Annotated in this window: 1 protein-coding gene; it reads left to right on the top strand. The window is 41.5% G+C overall.

Annotated elements, in window-relative coordinates; all coding sequences use genetic code 11:
• Positions 1–8: 8 nt before the first annotated feature.
• The gene (locus tag AX662_RS06180) at positions 9–623 is read left to right on the top strand and encodes an amino acid ABC transporter permease (protein WP_231728417.1); all 615 of its coding nucleotides are present in this window, start codon (positions 9–11) and stop codon (positions 621–623) included.
• Positions 624–627: the final 4 nt, after the last annotated feature.

Genomic DNA, 627 nt, shown 5'->3' with positions numbered 1-627 from the left:
TTAAATTCTTGGCACAAGGGATGTGGACGACCCTTTACTTGTCTTTCTTCATCATCGTGCTATCTACCTTGTTCGGAACTATTCTCGCGGTTATGCGTAACGGAAAGAATCCTATCCTTCGTTGGATCGCTTCCATTTACGTTGAGTTCGTTCGTAACGTTCCTAACTTGCTTTGGATTTTCATCATCTTCTTAGTCTTCCAACTCAAGTCAACTGCAGCAGGGATTACCTCATTTACGGTCTTCACCTCAGCTGCCTTGGCGGAAATCATTCGTGGGGGACTGAACTCTATCGACCATGGTCAAACAGAAGCAGGATTGTCTCAAGGGTTTAACAACAAACAAATCTTTATTTACATCATCTTCCCACAAGCTATTCGTAAGATGTTGCCATCTATCATCTCTCAATTTGTAACAGTTATCAAGGATACTTCTTTCCTTTACTCTGTTATCGCCTTACAAGAATTGTTTGGTAAGAGTCAGATTTTGATGGGTGGTTACTACGAGCCTAGTCAAATCTTTACCTTATACGGTATTGTGGCTCTAGCTTATTTCGTGGTCAACTTTGCCATCTCTAGCTACTCTCGCTACCTCTCTAAACAATGGGAGCAAGCTAGTGAATAAAACA

This window comes from Streptococcus sp. CCH5-D3 (assembly GCF_001556435.1).
Taxonomy (GTDB): Bacteria; Bacillota; Bacilli; order Lactobacillales; family Streptococcaceae; genus Streptococcus.
The sequence above is the reverse complement of the archived record's forward strand: the minus strand, read 5'-3'. Positions and strand labels throughout refer to the sequence as shown.